The organism is Acetobacter okinawensis JCM 25146 (assembly GCF_000613865.1).
Taxonomy (GTDB): Bacteria; Pseudomonadota; Alphaproteobacteria; order Acetobacterales; family Acetobacteraceae; genus Acetobacter; species Acetobacter okinawensis.
In genome coordinates, this window is sequence record NZ_BAJU01000010.1 from 1 (window position 1) to 23,609 (window position 23,609).

Below are 23,609 nucleotides of genomic sequence, written 5' to 3' on the forward strand. Positions count from 1 at the left end.
TTTTGCGTGGCAGCCGGGCGGGCCGGGGCCTCGGGGCTGCTCAGGCTGTCGAGTGCCTGCGCATTGGTGGTGATCTGGGCCTGTGCCGTGCCTGCCTCAAGCAGTCCTGCGGCGCAGAGCAGGGAAAGACGGCACGAAAGGGAGAGCATTTTTTTCATTACGGTGCAGACTAGCCCAGAAGGTGGCAGGGATAAAACGGGGTATGCTGGCACAGCGCGGCAAAAATGCGCGCACTCATGCAGAAAACTGCTCTTCGGCAATACGTTCGGAGAGTGTCTGCCCCGGATCAAACAGCAAGGTTACGGTCAGGTTGCGGTCCTCGCGCACCTGCACGGAGGTAACATCGCGCACTTCTATCGAATCGGCCACGGCAGCCACGGGCCGTTTTTCCGATTCCATGACCGTAAAGCCGACATGCGCGGTCGAGGGCAGCAGGGCGCCCCGCCAGCGGCGTGGACGAAAAGCGCATATAGGGGTCAGTGGCAGCAGATTGCCTGAGAGTGGCACAATCGGCCCATGGGCTGAAAGATTGTACGCGGTGGAGCCAGCCGGGGTTGCCAGTAGCGCGCCATCGCAGATCAGTTCGGGTACGCGGACCAGCCCATCCACATCAATGCGCAGCTTGGCCGCCTGACGGGTCTGGCGGAACAGATACACGTCGTTGAGGGCAAGGGCCTCGTGCGCTTCATTGTCACGCGTGGTGGCGGTCATGCGCAGAGGGTGCAATGTGGCGGCCTGCGCATGGAAAAGCCGTTCTGGCAGGTCTTCCTCGTTCATCGGGTTCATCAAAAACCCGACGGAGCCGCAGTTCATGCCATAAACCGGGGCGGTCAGCTGTGTTTCCAGCACCACGCGCAGGGTTTCGAGCATAAAGCCGTCCCCGCCCAGACAGACAATAATTTCCGCATCTCCCGGATGGCAGTTGCCGTAATGCGCAACCAGCCGGTCCAGCTCGGCCCGCGCCTCATGCGTGGGGGCGGCCATGAAGGCGAGCCTGCGCGGCGTCTGGGCAAAAAGGGGCTGCGTGGAGGGGGGTGCGGCACTCATGCTCTGCCCTGTGGGTGGGGGAAGGGAGGAAGTGTCTTACCCCGCAAGGTCGTGGTCCTGAAAGGGGGCAGGCGCATTTTTGGTGAGGAGAAAGTCCGGGGCAAGCTGTGTGCCCAGCACCTCGTCATACACAGCCAGTGTGGCATGTTGCATGGCCTGTGTCGTGTATTGGGCCAGTACGGCCTGCCGGGCGGCCTCTCCCATGTCGGCAAGGGTTGCGGCCGGGGCGTTCAGCACCGCGAACATGGCATCCGCCAGTTCTTCCACATGATTGGGGGTTACGGACAGGCCTGTTATGCCGTGCTCCACTGTCTCGACCGCCGCACCGTGGTGCGAGACAATAACAGGGCGGCACATGGCCTGCGCCTCCACCACAACACGGCCAAATGGCTCGGGGCGCAGGGAGGGAACAAGCACCATGGTGGCCAGCGCCATGGCGGCGGGCATATCCTCGCAATGTCCGGCAAAGCGGATTCTGTCGTCCAGCCCAAGGCTGCTGGCCAGTTGCGTCAATTCGCCCACGTAGCGCCCGTTTTCCTTGTCGGACCCGGCAAAGACGCAGTGCCATGGCTGTTCTGGCAGGCCCGCCTCCAGTTGGGCCAGAGCCTGTAGAACAAGGGACTGGCCCTTCCATGCGCTCAGTCTGCCGGGCATGAGAATAATGGCCGAGCCTGCGGGAATGTTCCATTGCTCGGCAAGATGGTGCATGCGCTGGCCGCTGACCGCATGGGGGCTGAACTGCTCTATATCCGCCCCGCGCGGAATAACCCGCAGCCGCTCAGGGGGGACATGGTACTCCTGCCTGAGCATCCGCCCGATATGAGCGCTTATGGCAATAACCCTGTCTCCGCTGGCCAGTACGGAGTTGTAGAGCTTTTTACCCGGTATGGTGTTGGCATGCACCCCATGCCATGTGGTGACAAATGGTGTGCGGGTGCGCCGGCATGCCAGTCTGGCCGTCCATGCGGGAATACGCGAGCGGGCATGCACCAGTGCAACATTGTGCTCGCCCAGCAGGCGCGCCAACATGCGGGCATTGCGCAGCACGTGCGCGGGGTTACGGCTGCCACAGTCGGGGAGGGTCATATGCTCCGCCCCCAGACTCCGCAGTAATGGCACAAGGCGTCCACCGCTGCTGGCGACCAGTGCCCTGCCTCCGGCCTGTGTAATGGCCTGCGCCATTTCCAGCGTGCCACGCTCCACACCGCCCTGCTGTAAGGCGGGCAGAATTTGCAGAATAACAGGAGGATTTAAAAAACTGGCCATGCTGCTCCTCTTACCATGCAAAAACGCAAAAGTGCCATATTCTGAACACGCTAGGTCCGCGCTTGACCAATACGGACCAGAGTTTGCTATGGATGATGTATGAAAGCAGCTTTTTCCACGCGTCGGTCCTTGCCTTGCATGCTGGCTGGCGCTGTTGTTCTGGCGGGAACATCTTCCATGGAAGGTGTTGCGCAGGCCCGCACGCAACAGGTGTCGGGGGAGGGAAAGCAGGTCTGGTCCGCGACCACCTGCATGGCCATGATCGGGGATGACCCGTACGGCGCGCGTGATTACGCATTGGACTGGCAGCATCATGGTGGCGGGCGCGATGCCCGGCACTGCCACGCACTGGCTCTGCTGGAGGCAGGGGATGAGGACACAGCCGCGCGGGAGCTGGATGATCTGGCCCACCAGACTGCCCAAAAGGGGGACAGCATGCCTCCGGCCCTGCGCGCCATTATGGAAGAAGAAGCCGCAGAGGCATGGCTTGCTGCCGGGGTGCCTGCCAAGGCACAGGCCAGTGCGGATTTTGGTCTTTCGGTCCAGCCGGGTAATCAGGGGTTGCAGGTCGCGCGTGCGCGCAGCCTGCTGGCCCAGAACCGGGCGGACCTTGCCGAGCAGGAGCTGACAGCCCTTGTTACCCGCCAGCCCGGCACGGCACCGGAGGCCTACATCATGCTGGCCGAGGCCGAGCGTAAAATGGGGCGGCTGGAGCAGGCCATGCAGCATATAACCCACGCGCTCGGTGTTGCCCCGGAGAATGCCGCCGCCCTGCTGGAGCGCGGTATTATCCGCGAGCGCAAGGGGGATGCGGCAGGGGCGCGGCAGGACTGGCAGAAAGTGCTCGACCTGTCCCCCGACAGCCATGAGGCGGACATGGCCCGGCAGGACCTTGCCGTTATGGCGGCGGACCCCGATTCCCCATGACCAGCGGACAAGGGGAGGAACACAGCGCATTCTGGTAATCAGGCTGAGTGCGCTGGGGGATTTTGTACAGAGCTTTGGCCCGTTTGCAGCCATAAGGCGGGCGCACCCCAACGCCCGGATTACCCTGCTGACAACCCGCCCCTTTGTGGAACTGGCCCGCCTTGCTCCATGGTTTGACCATGTGGAGGTGGACCACCGCCCCCGCTGGACCGACCTTGCTGGTGTGCTGGCCCTGCGCCGCCAGTTGCGGGGGTATGACCGGGTTTACGATTTGCAGACATCGGGGCGCACGGCACGGTATTTCTGGCTGGCGGGCAGGCCCGTCTGGTCGGGGCATGTGGCGGGGGCGGCTTTCCTCCACGCCAACCCGTGGCGCAACATCATGCACACAAGGCCCCGCCAGCGTGACCAGTTGCGTATGGCCGGTGTTGCCCCGGTGGACCGGCCAGACCTGTCTTGGCTTGTGGAGGGTGGGCCGCAGCTGCCTGCGCCCTATGCACTCCTTGTACCCGGCGCGGCCCCGCACCGCCCGCAAAAGCGCTGGCCTGTGGAGCATTATGGCCAGTTGGCGGCCCTGCTGGTGGAGCGCGGCATTACGCCTGTTATTGTGGGGAGTGCCGCAGAGCAGCCGCTGGCTGCGGCAATTATGCAGCACTGCCCGCAGGCCCGCGACCTGACAGGCCAGACCAGCCTGCCAGAGCTGGCAGGGCTGGCCGCGCGCGCATGGGGCGCTGTGGGGAATGATACCGGCCCCATGCATCTGGCGGCGGAGGTTGGCTGCCGCTGCCTTGTGCTGTTCTCACGCGCCAGCACACCCGCGCGCACAGCACCTTTGGGCTACAGGCCGGGGCAGGTGGAGGTGCTGTGGGTGCGTGATCTTGCACTCCTTTCGCTCCAGAGGGTTGCAGCCGCGCTCTGGTAGCGCCATTAAACATCCTTCGTTTTTATTTTCTGCACCCTTCTGGAGCTTGCACCCATGCCCGCTATCACCCTGCCTGACGGTTCTGTTCGTAGTTTTGACGGGCCAGTCACGGGCACTACGGTGGCGGAATCCATAGGTGCGGGGCTGGCCAAAGCTGCACTTGCCATGGAGGTGGATGGGAAGCTGAGCGACATCCGCCAGTCTATCAAAGCTGATGCCAAGGTCCGCTTTATTACCAAAAAAGACCCGGAATCGCTCGAACTGATCCGCCACGATGCAGCCCATGTGCTGGCCGAGGCCGTGCAGGAACTGTTCCCCGGCACGCAGGTCACCATTGGCCCGTCCATTGAACACGGCTTCTATTACGATTTTTTCCGTGCCGAGCCTTTTACACCCGAAGACTTTGCCGCGATCGAAGCCAAGATGAAGGAGATCGTGGCAAGGGCGGAGCCGTTTGAGCGCGAAGTCTGGCCACGGGATGCCGCCATCGCGTTTTTTGAGGAGCGTGGCGAGTCGTTCAAGGCCGAACTGATCCGTGACCTGCCCGAGAGCGAAGATATTTCCATCTACCGTCAGGGCCAGTGGTTGGACCTGTGCCGTGGCCCGCACCTGCGCACCACAAAGGATGTGGGAACAGCCTTCAAACTCATGAAGGTGGCCGGGGCTTACTGGCGTGGTGACCATCGCAATCCCATGCTGACCCGCGTGTACGGCACCGCCTGGCGTGACCAGAAGGAACTGGACGCATACCTGCTCCAGCTTGAGGAAGCCGAAAAGCGCGACCACCGCCGCATCGGGCGGGAAATGGGGCTGTTCCATTTTCAGGAAGAAGCCGTCGGGCAGGTGTTCTGGCACGCCAAGGGCTGGCGTGTGTACTCCGTATTGCAGGACTACATGCGCCGCGCGCAGACCCGCCATGGGTATCAGGAGGTCCGCACCCCCCAACTGGTCGACCGTGGCCTGTGGGAGGCATCGGGCCACTGGGACAAGTACCGCCACCACATGTTTGTGGCCACGGTGGAGGATGAGGACAAGACACTCGCCCTCAAACCCATGAACTGCCCGTGCCATGTGCAGATATTCCGCCACGGCCTGCGCTCCTACCGTGAGTTGCCGCTGCGTATGGCGGAATTTGGTGCCTGCCACCGTTACGAGCCCTCGGGCGCTCTGCACGGGCTGATGCGTGTGCGCGGCTTTACGCAGGATGATGCGCATATCTTCTGCACCGAAGACCAGATTGCGGCCGAGACCGTGCAGTTCGTGCAGATGTTGCATGAAGTGTACCAGGACCTCGGGTTCGAGCATGTGCGCGTCAAGTTTGCCGACCGCCCCGAGCAGCGCGCCGGGAGCGAGGCCGTGTGGGACAAGGCCGAGGCAGCCCTGAAGGAAGCCTGCTCCGTGGCGGGGGTTGAGTACGAGTACAATCCGGGTGAGGGCGCGTTCTATGGCCCCAAGCTTGAATTTGTGCTGCGTGACGCCATCGGGCGGGACTGGCAGTGTGGTACCTTGCAGGTGGACCTTGTGCTGCCCGAACGGCTGGATGCCAGCTACGTGGGCGAGGACTCGGCCAAACACCGTCCGGTTATGCTGCACCGTGCCATTCTGGGGTCGTTCGAGCGGTTCCTTGGTATTCTTATCGAGCAGCACGCCGGGCGCTTCCCGCTGTGGTTGGCGCCCGTGCAGGTGGTTGTGGCTTCCATTGTCAGTGATGCAGCACCCTATGCGCAGGAGGTGGCCGCAGCCCTGCGCAACGCCGGTCTGGTGGCCGAGGCCGATACACGGAACGACAAGATCAACGCCAAGGTGCGCGAGCACAGTGTGGGCCGCGTGCCGGTTATTCTGGTTGTCGGGCGGCGCGAGGCGGAGGAAGGCACGGTGGCCATGCGCCGCCTTGGCTCGCAGGCGCAGGAGGTACTCCCCCTTGCGCAGGCCATTGCAACACTGGGACTGGAGGCAACACCCCCCGATTTACGCAAAAAAGCGTGAAGCAGGCCGGGTTTTTGTGGCAATGCTGCAATGCCCCTGATTTATTGCATGGACCGCTTGATAAAGAGCGGAGAATTGCGCACATACTACACGCAGGCGGGCGCACCGAATGATGGTGCCCCTGTTTGTTTTTGAAATGAATTACAGGAGCCGACCATAGTCAGATCCCCTTACCCCGCGGCACCCAGCAAAGAAGGGCCGCGTGTGAATGAAGAAATTCGTGTGCCGCAGGTTCGCCTGATTGATGAAACAGGCGAAATGGCGGGCGTTATGTCCGTGCGTGATGCTCTGGCCCGTGCCTATGGCGTTGGGCTTGATCTGCTGGAAATCAGCCCTAATGCTGAGCCGCCGGTTGTAAAGATTCTGGACTACGGCAAGTTCAAATACGAGCAGCAGAAAAAGCGCAACGAAGCCAAAAAGAAGCAGAAAGTCATCGAGATCAAGGAAGTCAAGGTTCGTCCGAATATCGACGAAAATGACTATCAGGTCAAAATGCGTGCTGTAAAAAGCTTTATTGGCGACGGCGACAAGGTCAAGGTCACACTGCGTTTCCGTGGGCGCGAAATGGCGCATCAGGAACTGGGGATCAAGGTTCTGGAGCGGATTCGGACCGAATTTGACGAACTGGCCAAGGTGGAGCAGATGCCCCGTCTGGAAAACCGTCAGATGATTATGGTGCTTGCACCACGCTAAGCGCCGTTCCAAATTGGACTGGCTACAAAAAACCGCCCGGGGGCTTCCCTCGGGCGGTTTTTTTTACGGTATCTGCCGTGTCCGGGCTGGGTGAGAATTTGCCAGCACCTCAGATGCCAGCTGTACCATGGGGGGGGGAGCGCTCAGGGGCCCAGTAGGACCGTGGCCCGAAGGTCTGCCCGAACGGTCTGTTCTTCTGCCGTGCTGGAAGGGCTGTAACTGGCGGAATCAGCCACACCTGCGGCTGCGCGCAGCATAACAGGCATAGGGTGCGGGTAACCTTGGTCAGAAACACTGACTTGCATAAACCGCGCCACATGCAGCCCCAGTGAAGCAGCCAGTGTGTCAGCCTGTTTTTTCAGTTCCTCTACGGCTTTTTTCTCTGCTTCGAGGAACAGGGTCTGCCGCTTTTCATCCGAGAGGGACCATTCCAGACCTTCCAGAATAAAGCCCTGCGCCTGCAACTGACCGGCCAGTGGCAGCAGGTTGGTGCCGTCTGTGGCTGAAAATGTCAGGGTCTGGCTGGCGGTCCAGTATGGGCGGGCTTTTTCTGGCCGGGTTTCGTACACCGAGTACTGGAGTACTGCGGCTTTAATGTCCGTGTTTTTGGTAGCCTCATCCGTGGCTTTTTTAACCATGGCATTTACGCCGGTCTGGGCGGAGGCCGCACTGCGGTTCTGGCTTTCCGCGCGGAAATGCGCGCTCAGCTTGTCTGGTGTGGCCTGTGTTGTGCCCGTTGCGTGGATTTCCAGCCGGGTAAAGGGTTCCGTACTGGTCTGGGCATGGGCAAGGGGGGCAAAGGTCAGGCCAAGTACGCCCGAGGTCAGCGCCAGCGCCAACTGGGCCGTGGGGTAAAAGCGGGCTGGGTGTGTCAAGACGGTGCTCCTTCGGCATTCATTAAGGCGCGACGCAGACGGACCAGCCCCAAGCGGACATGCCCGGTTTCGCACAGGTTCATGCCTTCTTTTTTCAGGTTGGTGATGGCGGCGGAAGGGGAGGTATCCGGGTATGACTCAACCAGATGGGCCAGCTCAAGGCAGAATGAAAGGCTGTCGGATGTGACAATCACAGGGGTGGAGAGCCTGTCCGATGGAAAAAAATGCCAGCCAAAGGGCAGGCCGGTTGGCACATGCAGGTTACTGGCGAGGGTAACGGACCCTCCCGTAACAACGCAGGCCATAGCAAGGGCCAGAACCAGAGGTAAGCGGAGCTTCATGGGATCACTAAGAAACATAAATCAATGTTATTTCAACTAAACTCTCCCCGGAAAACGATCTATTGACGTTAATAGTTTCTGGTCATGATTGAAGAATTACGTAATATTTAGATTTGGCCCGGCAGATCATACGTTGCTGGTACGTCAATGGTTACAGCAAGGCCGGGATTATTGTGGCTTAGCAGCAGGGTTCCGCCGTGCAGTTCCACAATGGCCTGCACCAGAGCCAGCCCAAGGCCCGAGCGGTGTGTGGCGCGCACGCTCGGCGCGAAAAAAGCGTTCGGGGGCGCGGGCAAGGTCAGCCTCGTTCATGCCAATGCCACAGTCCACGACCTTGATGCGCAGAGTACCCGGCTGCTCCCGGTCGGTGGGAGTGTTCCAAGCACTCAGGCTGATGGTGCCGTTGGGGGGCGAAAACTTTATGGCGTTGTCCAGTATGTTGGCCAGAGCCTGCTGGAACATAGCCTGATCGCCCCAGAAGGGCAGGTGGGCGGGCAGGTCGGTCCGCAGCTCAAGGCCATGCTCCTCGGCCACGGCTTCGTACAGTTCAGCCATGTCACGCAAGGTGGTGGCCAGATCGAATATGGCAAAGGCCGAGCGGCGGGTCCCTGCCTCAATCTGGGCAATGCGGAGCAGTGCCTCGCAAATGCCGGTCACGTTGTCCAGATTAATGACGGCCTGATCAATGGCTGAACGCAGGGCCTGCTCGTTTGTGGCAGAGCAGGCTGCGTCCTCCAGTTCCGCACGGGCACGGGCAATGGGGGTGCGCAGGTCGTGCGCAATGGAGTTGGAAACCTGCTTGACCCCATCCATCAGCCGGGTAATGCGGTCGAGCATCTGGTTGATGGTCAGGGCCACGTCATCCAGTTCATCCCCCATGCCCGATACGGGAATGCGGCGTGACATGTCACCTTGAGTAATGGCCAGCGTGGTGCGGTTGATGGAATGGATGATCTGGCGGAACAGGGTACGCACGACCCAGCCGCCCCCAACAGCCAGCAGCCCGACCATAAGGCAGGTCCAGAGCATGGCATCGGTGAGCATGCGCTGGATCTGGGTACGCTCGCTTATGTCGCGCCCGATCAGTAACTGGTAATTGCCCTGCAAGGTCCATACCCGGATCTGGGCAAGGTTGAGCTGGCCGTCACGCAGGACAGGCAGGGTCTGCCAGCTCAGGTTGGGGTCCAGCCGTGTGGGCCAGTGGGCCAGATTGCCTGCCAGCAGCTTGTTGTCCGGTCCGCTCAGCAGATAAATGGCGTTATCATCTATATCCTGCGCCAGCCGGTTGCTTATCAGGTTTTCCAGCCCCAGAACGCCCTCGTGCGTCCATTCGGTGAGCATGGCGTGGGCGTCCAGAGCAATGGAGTGGCGGACGCGCTGGTCCAGCAGTCCAATGGTGCCCCACCATACAAAAGACAGGAACATGACTGCGGAGATGATAAAGAGGGCGCTGTAAACAACGCCAAAGCGCAGGCTGACCGATTGTATGCGGACCTTGCTGAAATTGGCCTGCATAAATCGCTGGAGAGCCTTCATTCCTGCAGCATGTATCCGGCGTTACGAATGGTGTGCACCAGAGCATGCTCGAATGGCTTGTCTATTTTCTGCCGCAGGCGGGAGATGTGGACGTCAATCACATTGGTCTGTGGGTCAAAGTGGTAGTCCCACACCCCTTCAAGCAGCATGGTGCGGGTAACCACCTGCCCGGTATGGCGCATTAAAAACTCCAGAAGCCGGAATTCGCGCGGCTGGAGGTCTATTTTCTGCCCCCCCCGGCGGACCGAGCGGGAGAGCAGGTCAATTTCCAGATCGCTGACGGTCAGCTTGGTCAGGGGCTGGGCCTCGTTGCGGTTGCGGCGCACAAGTGCTTCCAGCCGGGCCTGTAGCTCGGAGAAGGAGAAGGGTTTGCTGACGTAGTCGTCCCCGCCTGCCTTGAGCCCGGCCACTTTTTCATCCACATCCGCCAGTGCCGAAAGCAGGAGTACGGGGGTCATGTTGCCCTCGCGGCGCAGGGTTTCCAGAATATGGAGCCCCTCTACCCCGCCGGGCAGCATACGGTCGAGAATGATGACATCAAACTTGTCCTGGCAGGCAAGGCTGAGCCCCTGTCTGCCGTCTGCTGCCTGTTCGACCAGATGACCCGCTTCCGCCAGGCCCTTGGCGACAAAGTTACGGACCGTTTGATCATCTTCTATTAGAAGAACACGCATAGACAGACCCCAAGTTACCCAAGCGGATTACGAAATTCTTACAAGAAATATATGTTCTTGTCACGACTTAGTGCGGAAATGTTTCATATACGGTCTGTTTCGGCTAGGGGTTTTGTGAGGGAATCGAGTATTGCCAGCAAAACCGCCGTAAGGGGGGAGGCGAATATCAGTCCGGGGAAGCCAGAATGGCTCCAAACAGGGTCTGGGACAGAACGGTTAGTGCTGGTGGCATCTGCACCGCATGGCGCTGGATGACGGGGGCCAGCACGTTGCCTTCAAAAAACTGGATCACGCTGTAAAGCACGGCCACCATAATGGTCTCCCGCGTGCCAAGGGAGAGTGCGAGGAGCAGTGCGGGAACAGCACCCATGATCGCGCCAATATAGGGTATGAAATTACACATCCCCGCCAGCACGCCCAGTGCGAGTGCTAAAGGCACGCCAATAAACCACAGTCCTATGCCCGAGAGCGTGCCAACCACCAGCATGTCCAAAGACTGGCCCGCAACCCATGCCCACAGGGTCTGGCCTGCGCGCAGCAGCAACTGGCGGATGATCGGTCGCCGCTCGGGGGGGACCAATCGTAGCAGACCGTTGGCATAGGTGGCGGGGGACATGGCAAAATACAGCCCCGCAATCAGCACGACCAGAAGTGTGCCAATGGCGCCAAAGGCAGAGCCAAGAATACCGGTCATGGAGCCTGCAATGCGCGAGCCAAGGGAGGCCAGCCCGCTATCCCCTCCGGTATGGTGCCCCCCGAGCGAGGCAGGCAGATAGTTCAGGATCATCTGCGGTGGGAGTGCCCTGCAGGGTGTCACGCAAGGCCATTTCCTGCTGGCGCAGGGCCTCTTGCAGGCGGATTGCCTCGCTCACAATGGACGGCCCGCTGTTCCATACCAGCAGACCCGCGCTGGACAGCAGGGCCAGCACCACAATGGACAGCGCCCAGCCGTGCGACAGCCCAAGGTGGCGACGCAGGATATTGGACAGGCCATAAAGCACCACCGCGCAGAGCACGGAGGCAAACACCACCATCAGCACATCACCCAAAAGCCAGATGAGCAGGCCCATGCACACAGCTCCCGCGCACAGGCGCAGAATGCGGGCAATGTGTTCAGGGCCAAAAGTGGGGGTGTCCGGCCGTGGCGTGTGTGGGGGGGAGAAACCGCTATCGGATGACATGCAAGAAAACTCTTTCAGGATCGGGGGAGGCTGTGTAACGGCTGTCCGCTCATTCTGTGTGTAAGCACACGACTTATTACTTTTTTGTGTAGTCTTATCCATTCTGGCGTGGATGTGAGAAGACATTTCTTTGATAGTTGCAGGAGCACGAACGGACATGTCTGGCGGGAACGACGGGGGACTGGCGGCTGCCTCCAAAGCCATTCTCGCTCTGGCGGTGGGCACATTTGCCATCGGCACGGGGGAATTTGCGGCAATGGGGCTGCTGCCCCAGATGGCGGACAGCATGCACGCCAGTATTCCCCGTACCGGGGAGGCCATTTCGGCCTATGCGCTGGGTGTGGTGGTGGGCGCACCTGTCGTGTCGGTCATGGCGGCGCGGATGTCGCGCAGGCAACTGCTGGTGCTGCTCATGGCATGGTTTGCAGTGACCAACGCGCTGGGTACCCTTGCGGGCTCGTTGGGCATGCTTGATCTGGCGCGGTTTGTAACCGGGTTGCCGCATGGCTCCTTTATGGGGGTTGCGGCTCTTGTGGCGGCCGGGCTGGTGGAGCGTGGTTACCGTGGGCGGGCTGTGGGGCGTGTTTTTCGGGCCTGACCATTGCCAATGTGGTGGGCGCTCCCTTTGCAACTTATGCCGGGTCCTATTTTGGCTGGCGGCTGTCCTACCTGTTTATCGGCCTTATTGGCGTAATGTGCTGCCTTATGGTGCTGGCATGGGTACCCTATGACCCGCCAAACCGGGCGCGCTCGGCCCTGTCGGAGTTGGGAGCCTTTTCGCGCAAGCAGGTCTGGTACGTCATGGGCACGGTGGCTGTGGGCTGTGGTGGCATGTTTTGTGTGTACACCTATTTTTCCGTGACCTTGCAGGACGTAACTCATGTGCCGTTATGGGGGGTGCCGCTTTTTCAGGCGCTCTGGGGTGTGGGTATGTGGTGCGGGCGCATGGGCTGGCGGGCATCTGATGGACAAAAACCTTAAATGGGCGACCATTTCTGCTTTTTTGTGGAATGCTGCGGCACTGGGCCTGTTTGCGCTGGTTGCGCATTCGGTATGGCTGACGGCTCTGGCTGTTTTCATGCTCGGGGGTGGCATTGCCATTGGTCCGGCTATGCAGGTCCGCCTGATGGATGTTGCTGCCGATGCGCAAACCCTTGCCGCTTCCATGAACCACGCTGCCTTCAACCTCGCCAATGCCATTGGGGCATGGCTGGGCGGGGTGGTGCTGGCCGTGGGTTTTGGGCTGGAAGCCACGGGCTGGGCAGGTATGGCGCTCTCGCTTGTGGGGCTGGTGCTCTTTTTGCTCTCGTTGCAAGTGGAAGCGCGTGACGCCAGCAAGGCTGCAGCCGTGGATGGGCAGGCCGGATAAGAACTTGGGCTGCAAAGAGTGCTTTGCAGCCCAAATTGTGCGCTCACGCAGGTGAGGGCCGTTGTGCCGGAATGGTACGGGCCTTTGTCGCGAGGACGGCGCGTGGCTTAGGGCTCGCTGGCTGCGGCTTCTTCCATTTCCGCTTCCGCGGCCAGCCAGCGTTCCTCGGCTTCAGCTTCGTCCTTGGCAATGGCGGCCAGGCGTGTGTTCAGGCGGGTTACTTCCGCCGCCTTGCCATCTGCATACAGGGCCGGGTCGGCCAGAGCGGCCTCCAGCTTTGCGCGCTCGCTTGCCAGCTTGGCCAGCTTGGCCTCTGCATCCTTGGCGATTTTGCGTAAGGGGGCCAGTGCCTTGCGCGCCTCAGCACGGTCGCGCCGGTCATCCTTGCGGCTTTGCTGCCCGGTACTATCCTGCCGTGGGCGGTTGGCGGCGCGGGCGCGCTCAAGCAGCCATGTGCGGTATTCGCTCATATCCCCTTCAAATGGGTCACGTGGCCATCTGCCACCAGCCAGAGCCTGTCTGCCACCAGTTCCACCAGATGGGGATCATGGCTGATCAGCACCACAGCGCCTTCAAAATCGGCCAGAGCGCGGATCAGCGCATCGCGCGCGTCGAGGTCAAGGTGGTTGGTGGGTTCGTCCAGTATCAGCAGTTGCGGGGCATCACGCGTGGCAAGGGCGAGCAGCAGGCGGGCTTTTTCCCCCCCCGAGAGGTCTTTGACTGCGGTTTCCGCCCGGTCCGCATCCAGCCCAAAGCGGGCGAGCTGGGCGCGCACAATGGGTGGGGTGGCCTTGGGCAGGGCGCGCGCCATATGGGCAATGGGGGTTTGGTCCAGATGCAGTTCTTCGGTCTGGTGCTGGGCAAAGTAGCCCACCTTCAGCCGTGGGTTGCGCTCTACATCGCCCGACAGGGCGGCAAGCCGCCCCGCGATCAGCTTGGCCAGTGTGGATTTGCCGTTACCGTTGGCCCCCAGCAGGGCAATGCGGCTTTCCATATCCAGCCGGAAGGAGAGGTTCCCTAACACTGGCTTACCGTCATACCCCACGCTGGCACGGTTGACGCTGAGGATGGGGGGCGGAAGCTGCTCTGGCTCGGGGAAGGCAAAATGCGCTGCGGTGTCTTCCACCACGGCGTCGATCACGGGCAGTTTTTCCAGCGCCTTGATCCGGGCCTGTGCCTGCTTGGCTTTGGTGGCCTTGGCACGGAAGCGGTCAACAAAGGACTGCATATGCGCACGGCGGGCGGCTATTTTTTCGGCCTGCCGGGTTTGCTGCAAGGCCTGCTCGGTGCGGATTCGCACAAAGTTTTCATACCCGCCGGGGGTCAGGTTCAGCTTACCACGCTCAAGGTGGGCAATGGCGTCCACGCAGGAGTCCAGCAGCCCCCGGTCATGGCTGACAATCAGGGCCGCCCCTGCGAATCGGCGGAGCCAGTCTTCCAGCCAGAGTGTGGCCTCAAGGTCCAGATGGTTGGTTGGTTCGTCCAGCAGCAGCAGGTCGGGTTCCAAAAACAATGCTGTGGCGAGCGAGACGCGCATACGCCACCCACCAGAAAAGTCGGATACGGGGCGCATCTGCGCTTCCGCGCTAAAGCCCAGCCCCGCCAGAACGGCCCCTGCGCGTGCGGGCGCACTGTCGGCCCCAATGGCGCGCAGGCGCTCGTGTATTTCGCCCAGACGCATGGGGTCCGTGGCCTGTTCGGCCTCTGCCAGCAGGGTTGTGCGCTCTACATCCCCCGCCAGAACGGTTTCCAGCAGATTGGCCCCATCTGCCGGGGCTTCCTGCTTGACGCGGGCCATGCGCGCGCGTGAGGACAGGCGGATGTCCCCGCCATCGGGGGCTATGTCCCCCGCAATGGCGGCCAGCAGGGTGGACTTGCCAGCACCATTGCGCCCGACCAGACCGACCTTGCGGCCGGGGGCGATGGAAAGGCTCGCCTGGTCCAGCAGAACGCGGCCAGCCATGCGCAGACTAAGGTTGGAGATGACAAGCAGGCTCAACGCAACTCTCGTTTCTTGTGGAATAATAGATTACATTCTGTGTGGTACCTACCAGCCAGCGCCGATATGCTCTAGATGGAAACGCTGAACATCCGCCTGAACAGGGTGGATATCTGCGTTTACACCCGAAGGAGGGCCTTATGGCTAAAGAACGTACCCTGTCCATTATCAAGCCGGACGCAACCCGTCGCAACCTGACCGGCAAGATCAACGCCGTGTTTGAAGATGCAGGCCTGAGCATTGTCGCCCAGAAGCGCGTGCAGCTTTCCCCCGCTGTGGCTGGCGCTTTTTACGCAGTTCATAAGGAACGCCCTTTTTATAACGACCTCGTGTCCTTCATGATCTCCGGCCCGGTTGTGGTGCAGGTGCTCGAAGGCGAAAACGCTGTTGCCAAGAACCGCGAAGTCATGGGTGCAACCGACCCCAAAAAAGCTGACCCCCAGACCATCCGCGCCCAGTTTGCTGAAAGCATTGAAGCAAACTCCGTGCATGGTTCCGACAGCGCAGAAAACGCTGCAAACGAAATCCGCTTCTTCTTTGCAGAAACGGAAATCCTGCCCTAATTCTGGCAGAGCACACCCCGGCGTTGTGCCTTGTGCATACGTCGGGGCCGCCAGAATGGCGGTTAACCGCCAAGCCAGACGTCTTGCGCATGGGAGATACCCGGCGGCAAGGCAGGGCAAGCGGCGACCTTTCTTATATAAACATTCCTTATGCTCCCGCGTTATGGGCAGGTGGAACGACATGCGTGTTCCCCGCCCGCAGTAGGCAGAAAGGAATGTCATGAAAGTTCTGGCGGTTCATCCCAGCGCCCTGATGTACACCAAGGTTTTCCTGCGGCTGGAGCCGCTGGGGCTGGAACTGGTGGCCGGTGCTGCGCGGAATGCCGGACATGACGTGCGCATTATCGACCTTCAGGCCGAAACGCACGAAGACTACTGGAAGCTGGTTGAGGAGTTCCAGCCGGACGCCATCTGCTACTCCGGTAGCTACCTTGCCAATGTGCCCGAAATTCTCGATCTGTGCCGCGAAACCCGCTACCGCTTTCCGCTGGTGTTCCAGTTTATTGGCGGGCACTCCGTCTCGTTCATTGCCAAGGACGTGCTTGAACTGTCCGAAGGGTCGGTCAACTGCATTCTCAAGGGCGAGGGGGATGCAACCGTCGGCCTGCTGCTTGAGGCCGTGCAGAATGGCACGGATATTCTGGACGTCCCCGGTACGGTGACGCTGGATGGGGAAGGCCCGCCCCCCATTTTTGTCAAATCCCTTGATGAGGTGCGGCCCGCGCGTGACCTGCTGCGCCACCGCAACAAATACTTTATTGGCACGCTGGACCCCGCTGCCTCCATTGAATTTGCCCGTGGCTGCCCGTGGGACTGCACATTCTGCTCGGCATGGACCTTTTACGGACGCTCCTACCGTACGGCCAGCCCGCAGGTGATCGCCGACGAGTTGGAGGAAATCAAGGAACCCGGCATCTTTATTGTGGATGACGTGGCCTTTGTGCACGAAGAGCACGGCATGGCCATTGCTGACGAAATTAAGAAGCGGGGCATTAAAAAGGAATATTACCTTGAAACCCGCGCAGACGTGCTGCTGCGCAATAAGGAGGTGTTCAAGGTCTGGAGCGAGATCGGGCTGTCCTACATCTTCATCGGTATGGAAGCGGTGGATGAGGAAGGGCTTAAGCAGTTCCGCAAGCGCGTCTCGCTCGACAAGAACTTTGAGGCGCTGGAATATGCCCGTTCGCTGGGGCTGATTGTGGCCATCAATATTATTGCCGACCCGTCATGGGACCGTGCGCGGTTTGAGGCTGTGCGGCAATGGTGCCTGGAAATTCCTGACATTGTGAATATTTCCGTCACCACGCCGTATCCGGGGACGGAAATCTGGCACAAGGAGGCACGCCGCCTGACCACGCGTGACTACCGCCTGTTTGATATCCAGCACGCGGTTCTGCCCACCACGTTGCCGTTGCCTGAGTTTTATGAAGAACTGGTCAAGACCCAGCAGGTGCTCAACACCAAGCATATGGCTGGCAGGCACTCAAGGACACGGCGGGCATTGCGGTCAATTTGCTCAAGAACGGGCAGACCAACTTTGTTAAAATGTTGTGGAAGTTCAACTCGGTGTTCAACCCCGAATTGCAGCTTGCCGACCACCAGCGCCCTGCGCGCTACCTTATGCCCGTGCAGCCCGATGCGGTGGACAAGATCGACCGCAATGACCTGTACGTGCATGGCCCCGGTGGGCGCAAAACCCGTGCGCTGGACGATGCGACCGAAACCTTTGTGGATAAAACCCGCATGGGGGAAGAGGCCTGAGCAGCCTTCTTCCTCCCCATAGGGGTCATGCCTGACCTCTTTGGGGGGGGGTAGTCCGGGCCAGAACGGACTTTGAATTTACAACGCAGTCTGCTGGGGGGGCGGGCCAAAGGCAAATGCCTGCGGGGTATAGGTCTCCACCACCAGACTGAAGGGCGTGCCCGCGTGGGTGCGTAAAAGGGCCACATGCCGGAACAGGTGGGGGGGCAGGGCCAGTGGCTGGTTCTGTGGTGCGCCCGGTACCGTGCCGTGCAGGGGCTGCTCCTGCATTTCCCACAAATCCGGTAGGGGGGACCACAGCGTTTCGCGCCGGATAAGCTGGCGGGTAAAACGCAGGGGGGAGACAACACGGCCAAAAGGTGTGTCGGTCTGCTCCAGTGCCTGGGTCATGGACTGGCTCAGGCGGTCTGTTACAAACCAGTTTTCCGCCTCCGAGTAGGTGTGTGTGTTCCCCATCAGGCGAATTTTGCGGTAGCCGAGGCCCTGCCCGGTGTGCGGGGTGGGCATGTCCAGCGTTGCCAGCAGGTCGGCTGGGCAGGGGCGTGGGGGGCTTGTTACGCGCTCGGCCCGCAGGGTTTCCTGCCCGCACAGCAGCTTATGCGCTCTCAACCAGTGTTCGAGCGTCTGTGTGGCGCTGTTTTCAGCCAGCAGGCGGTTTTCCATCTGGTTGATCAGGCTTGCCAGCATCAGCCGGTGCAAAAAACTGTCCTGCCAGACGGAGGGCAGGGGGGCTGTTGTCGGGGCGTGGGGCTTAAAGTCGGGCATGCGCTGCTTATATCATGCTTTGGAGCTGGGTGCGGCGGCACATCTTCTGTTTCGCATCAAGCGGGAGTTGCGTTATGGAAGAAACGGGATGACCGTGTAAAAGCGCCATTCAGGAATTTGATAAAAAGGATGTAAACGCAATGAGCCAGACGACAGCAAGCTTCATGGTCGAAGGGATGACGTGTGATGGTTGCGTTTCTTCCGTAAAACGTGCGTTGGCAGCAATTGACGGCGTGGACGGCACGGATGTCAATCTGGCCAATGGTGAGGTCAAGGTCACATACGATCCTGCACGTGTTGGTGTTTCCTCCCTGCGTGACGCCATTCGTGGAGCGGGTTACGAGGTAAGCTGAACAGGCCCATGCCTGCCATGCAGCCAGCGGAAAGGGGGCGTGAGTTGTGGCCTCTGGCTGTTGGCTGGTGGACATGGCACCATGCTCCGCACCGGAGCAACCGGTGGTAGCAAGACCGCCCGATGGGCGGCAACAAAGGTAAGCTGGTCCGTGACGCTGAAAACAAACAAATTTGCTCTGGGTGTAATGGCGGCGGGGGGGCTCGTGCTGGCCGGATGCTCGTCCGAGATCGGGCGCGTACCCATGCTGGATACGGATATAACCTGCCTGCACAAGCAGATGGCAGGGCCTATGTTCCTGAGCTTTCCACTGGCGGCCAATACCTGCCAGCGCATGAGCAACGGCGGGTTTGTGCTGGGCGAGTCCAAGGCCAAGCCGCTTCCGCTCAATCTCAAGGGCGCGCCTGATTTGCAGAAACTGGCGGATGAATACGGCTATACCTACACCCGCTAGAGCGGGCGGGGTATGGGCCTAACCCTCCAGTTCCGCATCCCAGTATAAATAGTCCCGCCAGCTTTTGTGCAGGTAGTTGGGGGGGAACGCCCGCCCGTTTTCCTGCAATTCCCATGATGTGGGGCGTACGGGGGTGCGGCGGGGCAACATGCCAATATGGTGGGGCATGTGCGGGCCTTTGCGCAGGTTGCAACAGCCACAGGCAGTTACCACGTTTTCCCAGCTTGTGCGCCCGCCCTTGCAGCGTGGAATAACATGGTCAAATGTCAGTTCCTGCGTGGGGTGGCGCTCCCCGCAATATTGGCAGGAAAAATTGTCCCGCAAAAAAACATTGAATCGCGTAAACGCCGGTTTGCGCGCTGCGGGTACATAGTCCTTGAGGGCAATCACACTGGGCAGGCGGAATGCCTGATTGGGGGAGTGGACTTCCATGTCATATTCACTCAGGACCGAAACCCGGTCGAGGCAGACAGCCTTTATGGCATCCTGCCACCCCCATAGTGAGAGGGGGAAATATGAAAGCGGTCGAAAGTCTGCGTTCAGAACAAGGGCTGGGTAGTTCAGAGTACTGCCATCGGCCAAGACGTGTCTCCCCGTTTGCACGAGAACACAGTTCCAAGGGGGTCAAAACAACTCAAGCCGACCGCCATCAGAAGTGCGTCGTCGAGATCATTACCGCAAGGAGTATTGCAGACGTCTTCCAGCGTGGCAAGAAAATGCGGGGCAATAGTAACGGATATTTGGTGACCTTATGCATTTGGTAAGATCAGTATGACTATTCGATTACAGTACTGTGACCATTATAAAACAGAATGGGTCACACGCTTTGCCCCCAGCCCCACGGGGGCGTTGCATCTGGGCCATGTGGCATCCGCCCTGTTCGGCTGGACCCTCGCCCAGCCTTCAGGGCAATGGCTGGTGCGGATGGAAGATATAGACCCCCAGCGTTGCAAACCTGCCTTTGCTGCCGCTATTTTGGATGATCTGGCATGGCTGGGTCTGCTGCCCGATGGGCCGGTGCTTTACCAGTCTGCCCGCATGGTGGTCTATGGCCATGTGCTTGATAAGCTGGAACGCATGGGGGTGCTATACCCCTGCTTTTGCACCAGATCGGACATTGCGCGTGAGAGTGCTGCCATGTTCTCCGCCCCGCATACCGCGCCCGATGGCTCGGTGCTCTACCCCGGCCGGTGCCGCACGCTTGGAGCCGCGGAGCGGGCGCGGCGGATGGAGGCGGGGCAGCCCTATGTGCTGCGGCTGGATATGGCGCGTGCCATGGCCCGTGCCAGAGAATGTACCATATCCCCCGTAGGTAGAAGTGGGGCGGATGATGGCGCGGGTGCCAGCGGGCAAGGGGCTGCCCGTGGGGCTGTAGCAGGCGCCACATGGCCGCTGACCTACCATGACCTGAATACTGGCCCGGTCCCCTGTCAGCCCGAACTGTTTGGAGATGTGGTGCTCGCCCGGCGCGACGTTCCCGCATCCTACCACCTGTGCGTGACATGTGATGATGCCGCTCAGGGGGTTACACTGGTAACACGGGGGGAGGACCTGCGCCCTGCAACCAGTCTGCACCGGCTGTTGCAGACCCTTATGGGCTGGCCAGCGCCGCATTATGCGTTCCACCCCCTGCTATGCAATGCGGAAGGCCGCCGCCTTGCCAAGCGCGATGGTGCCCTTGCCGTAAGTGCTATGCGCGAGAGTGGAATGAGTGCGGAGCAGGTGCGTAACAAGGCCATGTTTGCGGCCATGCCACAGGTGAGCGCACCATAGGCAACGCCAGCCCTGTGCCCATGACCTGCGTTTTTGCATGACAGGGAATGGGCCGGCGCAGAACAAAAAAAACAGAACAGGTGGAATCTCCGGTTCCGCCTTGGCCGGAAGAGGATTACTGTGCGCGCCGTAGCAGTGTATCCGCGCCGCAGGATGGGCTTTTTGGCCTGCCCGGGTGGTGGGGGTGTTTGAATATTGTGTCGGAAAGTAAAAAACCATGAGCCTTGTTGCTGACCGCCTGAACAGGATCAGCCCCAGCCAGACCATTGTCATTTCAACGCGTGCGCGGGCGTTGAAGGCAGAAGGGCGGAACATCATCAGCCTTTCCGCAGGCGAGCCGGACTTCAATACTCCCGACAATATTGCTCAGGCGGCTGTAAAGGCCATTGCCGCGGGCCAGACCCGTTATACGGACGTGGCGGGCACACCCGAACTGCGCAAGGCCGTGGCCGAACGCTTCCGCCTTGATAGCGGACTGGACTACACGGCGGAGGAAATTCTTGTTTCCACCGGTGGCAAGCAGATCATCTACAATGCCATGATGGCGACCCTGAACCCGGGGGACGAGGCCATTATTCCCGCTCCGTGCTGGGTGTCCTACCCCGATATTGTCACGTTGGCTGAAGGCGTGCCCGTGGTGGTGCCCTGCAAGCGTGAAAACGGGTTCCGGCTGACTGCAGATGAGTTGGAGGCGGCCATTACGCCGCGCACCAAGTGGCTTTTCCTCAACTCGCCATGCAACCCTACCGGGGCTGCCTATTCGGCCGAAGACCTGCGCCCGTTGTGCGATGTTCTGCTGCGTCACCCGCATGTGTGGATTTTTACGGACGATATTTACGCAAAGCTCGTGTACGATGGCTTCCGCCCCGCAACATTCGTGGAGGTGGAGCCACGCCTGCGTAGCCGTACCCTTACCATGAATGGTGTGTCCAAGGCTTATGCCATGACCGGCTGGCGCATTGGCTTTTCCGGCGCTCCGGTGGAACTGACCAAGGCCATGAACAAGTTGCAGGGCCAGTCCACCTCCAACACATGCTCCATTGCGCAGGCCGCTGCGGTGGAAGCCCTGAGTGGGCCGCAGGACTTTATTCAGACCATGGTCGACACCTATCAGGGGCGGCGCGACATGGTGGTGAGCATGATCAATCAGGCCAAGGGCATGGAGTGCGCCGTGCCGCAAGGAGCGTTTTACGTCTTCCCCTGTATTGAAAAATGCCTTGGCAAAACCTCCCCCGGTGGCAAGCTTTTGCAGACGGATGAGGACTTTGTAACCGCCCTGCTGGAAGAAGAAGGAGTGGCCGCGGTTCATGGTTCCGCCTTCATGTATCCGGGGTATATGCGTATTTCCTACGCAACGGATACGCAGAGCCTGCGTGACGCCTGCACACGTATCCAGCGTTTTTGTGAAGGCCTGCTGTAAGCCATGCCACGGAGTTTTGCACGCCGTCTGGACGGTCTGCCCGCCCCCGCAACCATAGAAATGGCACGGCGCGCCCGTGCTCTTCGGGCGGAAGGCAGGCCGGTTATCTCCCTCGCACTGGGGGAGCCGGATTTTGCTACGCCTCCCGCTGTGGTGGAGGCCGCGTATAAGGCCGCGCGGGACGGGCAGACCAAATACCCGCCCGTGGATGGCACGCCCGCGCTCAAGGCTGCCATTGCCCGCAAGTTCGTGCGTGAGAGCGGGCTGGAGTACACGCCTGAGCAGATCATGGTCTCCAACGGCGGCAAGCAGGTCATCTTCAACGCCTTTATGGCGACCCTGAACCCGGGGGATGAGGTGGTGGTGCCAACGCCCTACTGGGTCAGCTATCCCCTTATTGCCCGCATGTTCGGGGCAACGCCGGTCTTTGCTCCATGCAGGGAGGAGGACGGGTTCCGGCTCCGGGCAGACGTGCTGGCGCAGGCGCTAACACCCCGCACACGCTGGGTTGTGCTGAATTTTCCCAACAACCCTACCGGAGCTATCTGCCCGGCCAAGGATATGGCGGAGATAGCCGAGGTTTTGCGCGCATACCCCGATGTCTGGATTTTGTCGGACGAGATCTATGAGCATCTGGTGTTTGATGGGGGGCGTTCTGCCTCCATCGCGGCTGTAGCGCCAGACCTCAAGGAGCGCACCATTACGCTTAATGGTGTCTCCAAGGCCTATGCCATGACTGGCTGGCGTGTGGGGTTTGCCGGTGGTCCGGCGGACCTTATTGGTGCCATGCGGGGTGTGCAGGGGAATGCAACATCAGGTGTGTGCACCATTGCACAGGCCGCGGCTGCGGCTGCACTGGATGGACCGCCAGACCTTGTAGCCACAATGGTGGAGACATACAGCCGCAGGCGGAGTGCTGTGGTGGAGGCCCTGCGCGCGGTGCCGGGCCTGACCTGCGCCATGCCAGAGGGCGCGTTTTATGCCTATCCCGGTGTGGCGGCCTGTCTGGGGCGTACATCAGCAGGTGGGCAGCGGATAGAAACTGACCACGACTTTGCCACCGCCCTGCTGGAGGAGGAGTTCGTGGCGACTGTGCCAGGTTCCGCCTTTGGGCAGTCCCCTTACCTGCGTCTGTCCTGCGCAACATCGGATGATGTGCTGGCCGAGGCCTGCACGCGTATGGCGCGGTTTGTAAGCGGGTTAAAATAGGGGTTTATATACTGGGAGCCATAACTATCTGATAAGCAGAGTTTTTATGTTGTGCCGCCTCTTCGTGGAGATCATGAGGCGGTCCTTCATCAACTTGGACTTTATCGAAGCAAGTTATCAGGCTTACGACCTTTGTGAGGTCACCCAACTGATCAATACCTTTTTGGGTGCCTTCATTCATCCTTTTGAAAAATCGGCCAAAGGGAAGGAATTCATCAGGCACTTCAGAGAAAAACCCCCTCCGATACCCTTTGAATCTGAGGCGGCGGGGACTCTCAATTATCTAGAATTCATCTATTTTGTAAGACATGCCTTGGCTCATGGCGATGTGCATTACAACCCTAATAAGATCAAACAAATCGAATCAATTACTCTTTGGAATGCGAAGCACAAGGAAAAACCGATCAGGATTACCGTATCCATACAAGATATGAGATGTCTTTTATTTGATTTCAAAAAGTGCTTTGATCAGATTTATAAAATATAGTCTGATTAA

The 23,609-nt window shown here is 60.1% G+C and carries 22 protein-coding genes and 3 pseudogenes; 15 read left to right on the top strand and 10 right to left on the bottom strand.

Features of this window, described 5'->3' with window-relative positions:
- Positions 1-234 precede the first annotated feature (234 nt).
- Together JCM25146_RS06345 and JCM25146_RS06350 are read right to left on the bottom strand one after the other, a co-directional pair.
- Positions 235-1,047 (bottom strand): NAD kinase, encoded by an 813-nt coding sequence (locus tag JCM25146_RS06345; RefSeq protein ID WP_025826684.1) that lies wholly within the window; start codon positions 1,045-1,047, stop codon positions 235-237.
- 36 nt (positions 1,048-1,083) lie between these two features.
- Complete coding sequence (locus JCM25146_RS06350) at positions 1,084-2,313, bottom strand: glycosyltransferase family 4 protein (RefSeq protein WP_025826686.1); 1,230 nt, start codon at positions 2,311-2,313, stop codon at positions 1,084-1,086.
- A gap of 99 nt (positions 2,314-2,412) precedes the next feature.
- Between JCM25146_RS06350 and JCM25146_RS06355 the strand changes: the two genes are divergently transcribed.
- The 4 genes from JCM25146_RS06355 (at position 2,413) to infC (ending at position 6,841) form a co-directional block, all read left to right on the top strand.
- A complete protein-coding gene (locus tag JCM25146_RS06355) occupies positions 2,413-3,240 on the top strand; it encodes a tetratricopeptide repeat protein (RefSeq protein WP_025826689.1) in 828 nt (275 codons plus the stop codon).
- Positions 3,179-4,162, top strand: a complete 984-nt coding sequence (locus JCM25146_RS17735) for a glycosyltransferase family 9 protein (protein ID WP_081774779.1) — start codon at positions 3,179-3,181, stop codon at positions 4,160-4,162. The genes JCM25146_RS06355 and JCM25146_RS17735 overlap by 62 nt, the downstream gene beginning before the upstream one ends.
- 54 nt (positions 4,163-4,216) lie before the next feature.
- The gene (gene thrS, locus JCM25146_RS06365; RefSeq protein WP_025826691.1) at positions 4,217-6,148 is read left to right on the top strand and encodes a threonine--tRNA ligase; all 1,932 of its coding nucleotides are present in this window, start codon (positions 4,217-4,219) and stop codon (positions 6,146-6,148) included.
- 156 nt (positions 6,149-6,304) lie between these two features.
- A complete protein-coding gene (gene infC, locus JCM25146_RS06370; RefSeq protein ID WP_035372106.1) occupies positions 6,305-6,841 on the top strand; it encodes a translation initiation factor IF-3 in 537 nt (178 codons plus the stop codon).
- Positions 6,842-6,984: 143 nt separating this feature from the next.
- Here infC and JCM25146_RS06375 read toward each other — a convergent pair whose 3' ends face one another.
- The 5 genes and pseudogenes from JCM25146_RS06375 to JCM25146_RS17750 all read right to left on the bottom strand — a co-directional run bounded on the left by JCM25146_RS06375 (position 6,985) and on the right by JCM25146_RS17750 (position 11,337).
- Complete coding sequence (locus tag JCM25146_RS06375; RefSeq protein WP_025826695.1) at positions 6,985-7,716, bottom strand: SIMPL domain-containing protein; 732 nt, start codon at positions 7,714-7,716, stop codon at positions 6,985-6,987.
- Complete coding sequence (locus JCM25146_RS20680) at positions 7,713-8,057, bottom strand: hypothetical protein (protein WP_148298993.1); 345 nt, start codon at positions 8,055-8,057, stop codon at positions 7,713-7,715. The genes JCM25146_RS06375 and JCM25146_RS20680 overlap by 4 nt, the downstream gene beginning before the upstream one ends.
- A 168-nt stretch (positions 8,058-8,225) precedes the next feature.
- Positions 8,226-9,572 (bottom strand): HAMP domain-containing sensor histidine kinase, encoded by a 1,347-nt coding sequence (locus tag JCM25146_RS17745; RefSeq protein WP_242400966.1) that lies wholly within the window; start codon positions 9,570-9,572, stop codon positions 8,226-8,228.
- Between the two features lie 17 nt (positions 9,573-9,589).
- Positions 9,590-10,267: a winged helix-turn-helix domain-containing protein gene (locus JCM25146_RS06390; RefSeq protein WP_025826699.1), complete on the bottom strand. Its 678-nt coding sequence runs from the start codon at positions 10,265-10,267 to the stop codon at positions 9,590-9,592.
- A gap of 83 nt (positions 10,268-10,350) precedes the next feature.
- Positions 10,351-11,337 (bottom strand): annotated as a pseudogene (locus tag JCM25146_RS17750) (AI-2E family transporter).
- Positions 11,338-11,605: 268 nt separating this feature from the next.
- On the opposite strand from JCM25146_RS17750, the gene JCM25146_RS24855 reads away from it, so the two are divergent.
- The 3 genes from JCM25146_RS24855 to JCM25146_RS23560 are packed head-to-tail and all read left to right on the top strand — an operon-like array spanning position 11,606 to position 12,817.
- Complete coding sequence (locus JCM25146_RS24855) at positions 11,606-12,046, top strand: MFS transporter (RefSeq protein ID WP_025826700.1); 441 nt, start codon at positions 11,606-11,608, stop codon at positions 12,044-12,046.
- Between the two features lie 11 nt (positions 12,047-12,057).
- The gene (locus JCM25146_RS24860) at positions 12,058-12,429 is read left to right on the top strand and encodes an MFS transporter (RefSeq protein WP_025826701.1); all 372 of its coding nucleotides are present in this window, start codon (positions 12,058-12,060) and stop codon (positions 12,427-12,429) included.
- Positions 12,413-12,817, top strand: coding sequence for an MFS transporter (locus tag JCM25146_RS23560; protein WP_025826703.1), 405 nt, complete (start codon positions 12,413-12,415; stop codon positions 12,815-12,817). Before JCM25146_RS24860 ends, JCM25146_RS23560 begins: the two co-directional genes overlap by 17 nt.
- 107 nt (positions 12,818-12,924) lie before the next feature.
- Here JCM25146_RS23560 and JCM25146_RS17760 read toward each other — a convergent pair.
- Positions 12,925-14,816: pseudogene (locus tag JCM25146_RS17760) on the bottom strand (ATP-binding cassette domain-containing protein).
- 140 nt (positions 14,817-14,956) lie between these two features.
- On the opposite strand from JCM25146_RS17760, the gene ndk reads away from it, so the two are divergent.
- Together ndk and hpnR are read left to right on the top strand one after the other, a co-directional pair.
- Positions 14,957-15,379: a nucleoside-diphosphate kinase gene (gene ndk, locus JCM25146_RS06420; protein WP_025826705.1), complete on the top strand. Its 423-nt coding sequence runs from the start codon at positions 14,957-14,959 to the stop codon at positions 15,377-15,379.
- 220 nt (positions 15,380-15,599) lie between these two features.
- Positions 15,600-17,140, top strand: a pseudogene (gene hpnR, locus JCM25146_RS17765) (hopanoid C-3 methylase HpnR).
- 78 nt (positions 17,141-17,218) lie between these two features.
- Here hpnR and JCM25146_RS06430 read toward each other — a convergent pair.
- Entirely contained in the window at positions 17,219-17,905 is a 687-nt protein-coding gene (locus JCM25146_RS06430) for a hypothetical protein (protein WP_025826707.1), read from the bottom strand.
- A gap of 140 nt (positions 17,906-18,045) precedes the next feature.
- Here JCM25146_RS06430 and JCM25146_RS06435 point away from each other — a divergent pair, with 140 nt between their 5' ends.
- Both JCM25146_RS06435 and JCM25146_RS06440 read left to right on the top strand, forming a co-directional pair.
- A complete protein-coding gene (locus tag JCM25146_RS06435; RefSeq protein WP_025826709.1) occupies positions 18,046-18,258 on the top strand; it encodes a heavy-metal-associated domain-containing protein in 213 nt (70 codons plus the stop codon).
- 186 nt (positions 18,259-18,444) lie between these two features.
- Complete coding sequence (locus JCM25146_RS06440; protein WP_051544101.1) at positions 18,445-18,711, top strand: hypothetical protein; 267 nt, start codon at positions 18,445-18,447, stop codon at positions 18,709-18,711.
- Positions 18,712-18,729: 18 nt separating this feature from the next.
- On the opposite strand, the gene JCM25146_RS06445 is transcribed toward JCM25146_RS06440, so the two are convergent.
- On the bottom strand, positions 18,730-19,293 hold the full coding sequence (locus JCM25146_RS06445; RefSeq protein ID WP_025826712.1) for an HNH endonuclease: 564 nt from the start codon (positions 19,291-19,293) through the stop codon (positions 18,730-18,732).
- A gap of 189 nt (positions 19,294-19,482) precedes the next feature.
- On the opposite strand from JCM25146_RS06445, the gene gluQRS reads away from it, so the two are divergent.
- From gluQRS to JCM25146_RS06470, 4 genes are all read left to right on the top strand, one after another.
- Positions 19,483-20,484 carry a tRNA glutamyl-Q(34) synthetase GluQRS gene (gene gluQRS, locus JCM25146_RS06450; protein WP_025826714.1) on the top strand — a complete coding sequence of 334 codons (1,002 nt, stop codon included), beginning with the start codon at positions 19,483-19,485 and terminating at the stop codon, positions 20,482-20,484.
- A 217-nt stretch (positions 20,485-20,701) separates the two neighbouring features.
- Positions 20,702-21,904: a pyridoxal phosphate-dependent aminotransferase gene (locus JCM25146_RS06460; protein ID WP_025826716.1), complete on the top strand. Its 1,203-nt coding sequence runs from the start codon at positions 20,702-20,704 to the stop codon at positions 21,902-21,904.
- A gap of 3 nt (positions 21,905-21,907) precedes the next feature.
- The gene (locus JCM25146_RS06465; protein ID WP_025826718.1) at positions 21,908-23,113 is read left to right on the top strand and encodes a pyridoxal phosphate-dependent aminotransferase; all 1,206 of its coding nucleotides are present in this window, start codon (positions 21,908-21,910) and stop codon (positions 23,111-23,113) included.
- 94 nt (positions 23,114-23,207) lie between these two features.
- Complete coding sequence (locus JCM25146_RS06470) at positions 23,208-23,600, top strand: hypothetical protein (RefSeq protein ID WP_242400967.1); 393 nt, start codon at positions 23,208-23,210, stop codon at positions 23,598-23,600.
- The last annotated feature ends 9 nt before the right edge of the window (positions 23,601-23,609 follow it).

Coding starts and splice junctions, on each gene's coding strand:
- JCM25146_RS06345 (WP_025826684.1), bottom strand. CDS start 1,047: ATGAGTGCCGCACCCCCCTCCACGCAGCCCCTTTTTGCCCAGACGCCG.
- JCM25146_RS06350 (WP_025826686.1), bottom strand. CDS start 2,313: ATGGCCAGTTTTTTAAATCCTCCTGTTATTCTGCAAATTCTGCCCGCC.
- JCM25146_RS06355 (WP_025826689.1), top strand. CDS start 2,413: ATGAAAGCAGCTTTTTCCACGCGTCGGTCCTTGCCTTGCATGCTGGCT.
- JCM25146_RS17735 (WP_081774779.1), top strand. CDS start 3,179: ATGAGGCGGACATGGCCCGGCAGGACCTTGCCGTTATGGCGGCGGACC.
- thrS (WP_025826691.1), top strand. CDS start 4,217: ATGCCCGCTATCACCCTGCCTGACGGTTCTGTTCGTAGTTTTGACGGG.
- JCM25146_RS20680 (WP_148298993.1), bottom strand. CDS start 8,057: ATGAAGCTCCGCTTACCTCTGGTTCTGGCCCTTGCTATGGCCTGCGTT.
- JCM25146_RS17745 (WP_242400966.1), bottom strand. CDS start 9,572: ATGCAGGCCAATTTCAGCAAGGTCCGCATACAATCGGTCAGCCTGCGC.
- JCM25146_RS06390 (WP_025826699.1), bottom strand. CDS start 10,267: ATGCGTGTTCTTCTAATAGAAGATGATCAAACGGTCCGTAACTTTGTC.
- JCM25146_RS24855 (WP_025826700.1), top strand. CDS start 11,606: ATGTCTGGCGGGAACGACGGGGGACTGGCGGCTGCCTCCAAAGCCATT.
- JCM25146_RS23560 (WP_025826703.1), top strand. CDS start 12,413: ATGGACAAAAACCTTAAATGGGCGACCATTTCTGCTTTTTTGTGGAAT.
- ndk (WP_025826705.1), top strand. CDS start 14,957: ATGGCTAAAGAACGTACCCTGTCCATTATCAAGCCGGACGCAACCCGT.
- JCM25146_RS06430 (WP_025826707.1), bottom strand. CDS start 17,905: ATGCCCGACTTTAAGCCCCACGCCCCGACAACAGCCCCCCTGCCCTCC.
- JCM25146_RS06435 (WP_025826709.1), top strand. CDS start 18,046: ATGAGCCAGACGACAGCAAGCTTCATGGTCGAAGGGATGACGTGTGAT.
- JCM25146_RS06440 (WP_051544101.1), top strand. CDS start 18,445: ATGGCGGCGGGGGGGCTCGTGCTGGCCGGATGCTCGTCCGAGATCGGG.
- gluQRS (WP_025826714.1), top strand. CDS start 19,483: ATGACTATTCGATTACAGTACTGTGACCATTATAAAACAGAATGGGTC.
- JCM25146_RS06460 (WP_025826716.1), top strand. CDS start 20,702: ATGAGCCTTGTTGCTGACCGCCTGAACAGGATCAGCCCCAGCCAGACC.
- JCM25146_RS06465 (WP_025826718.1), top strand. CDS start 21,908: ATGCCACGGAGTTTTGCACGCCGTCTGGACGGTCTGCCCGCCCCCGCA.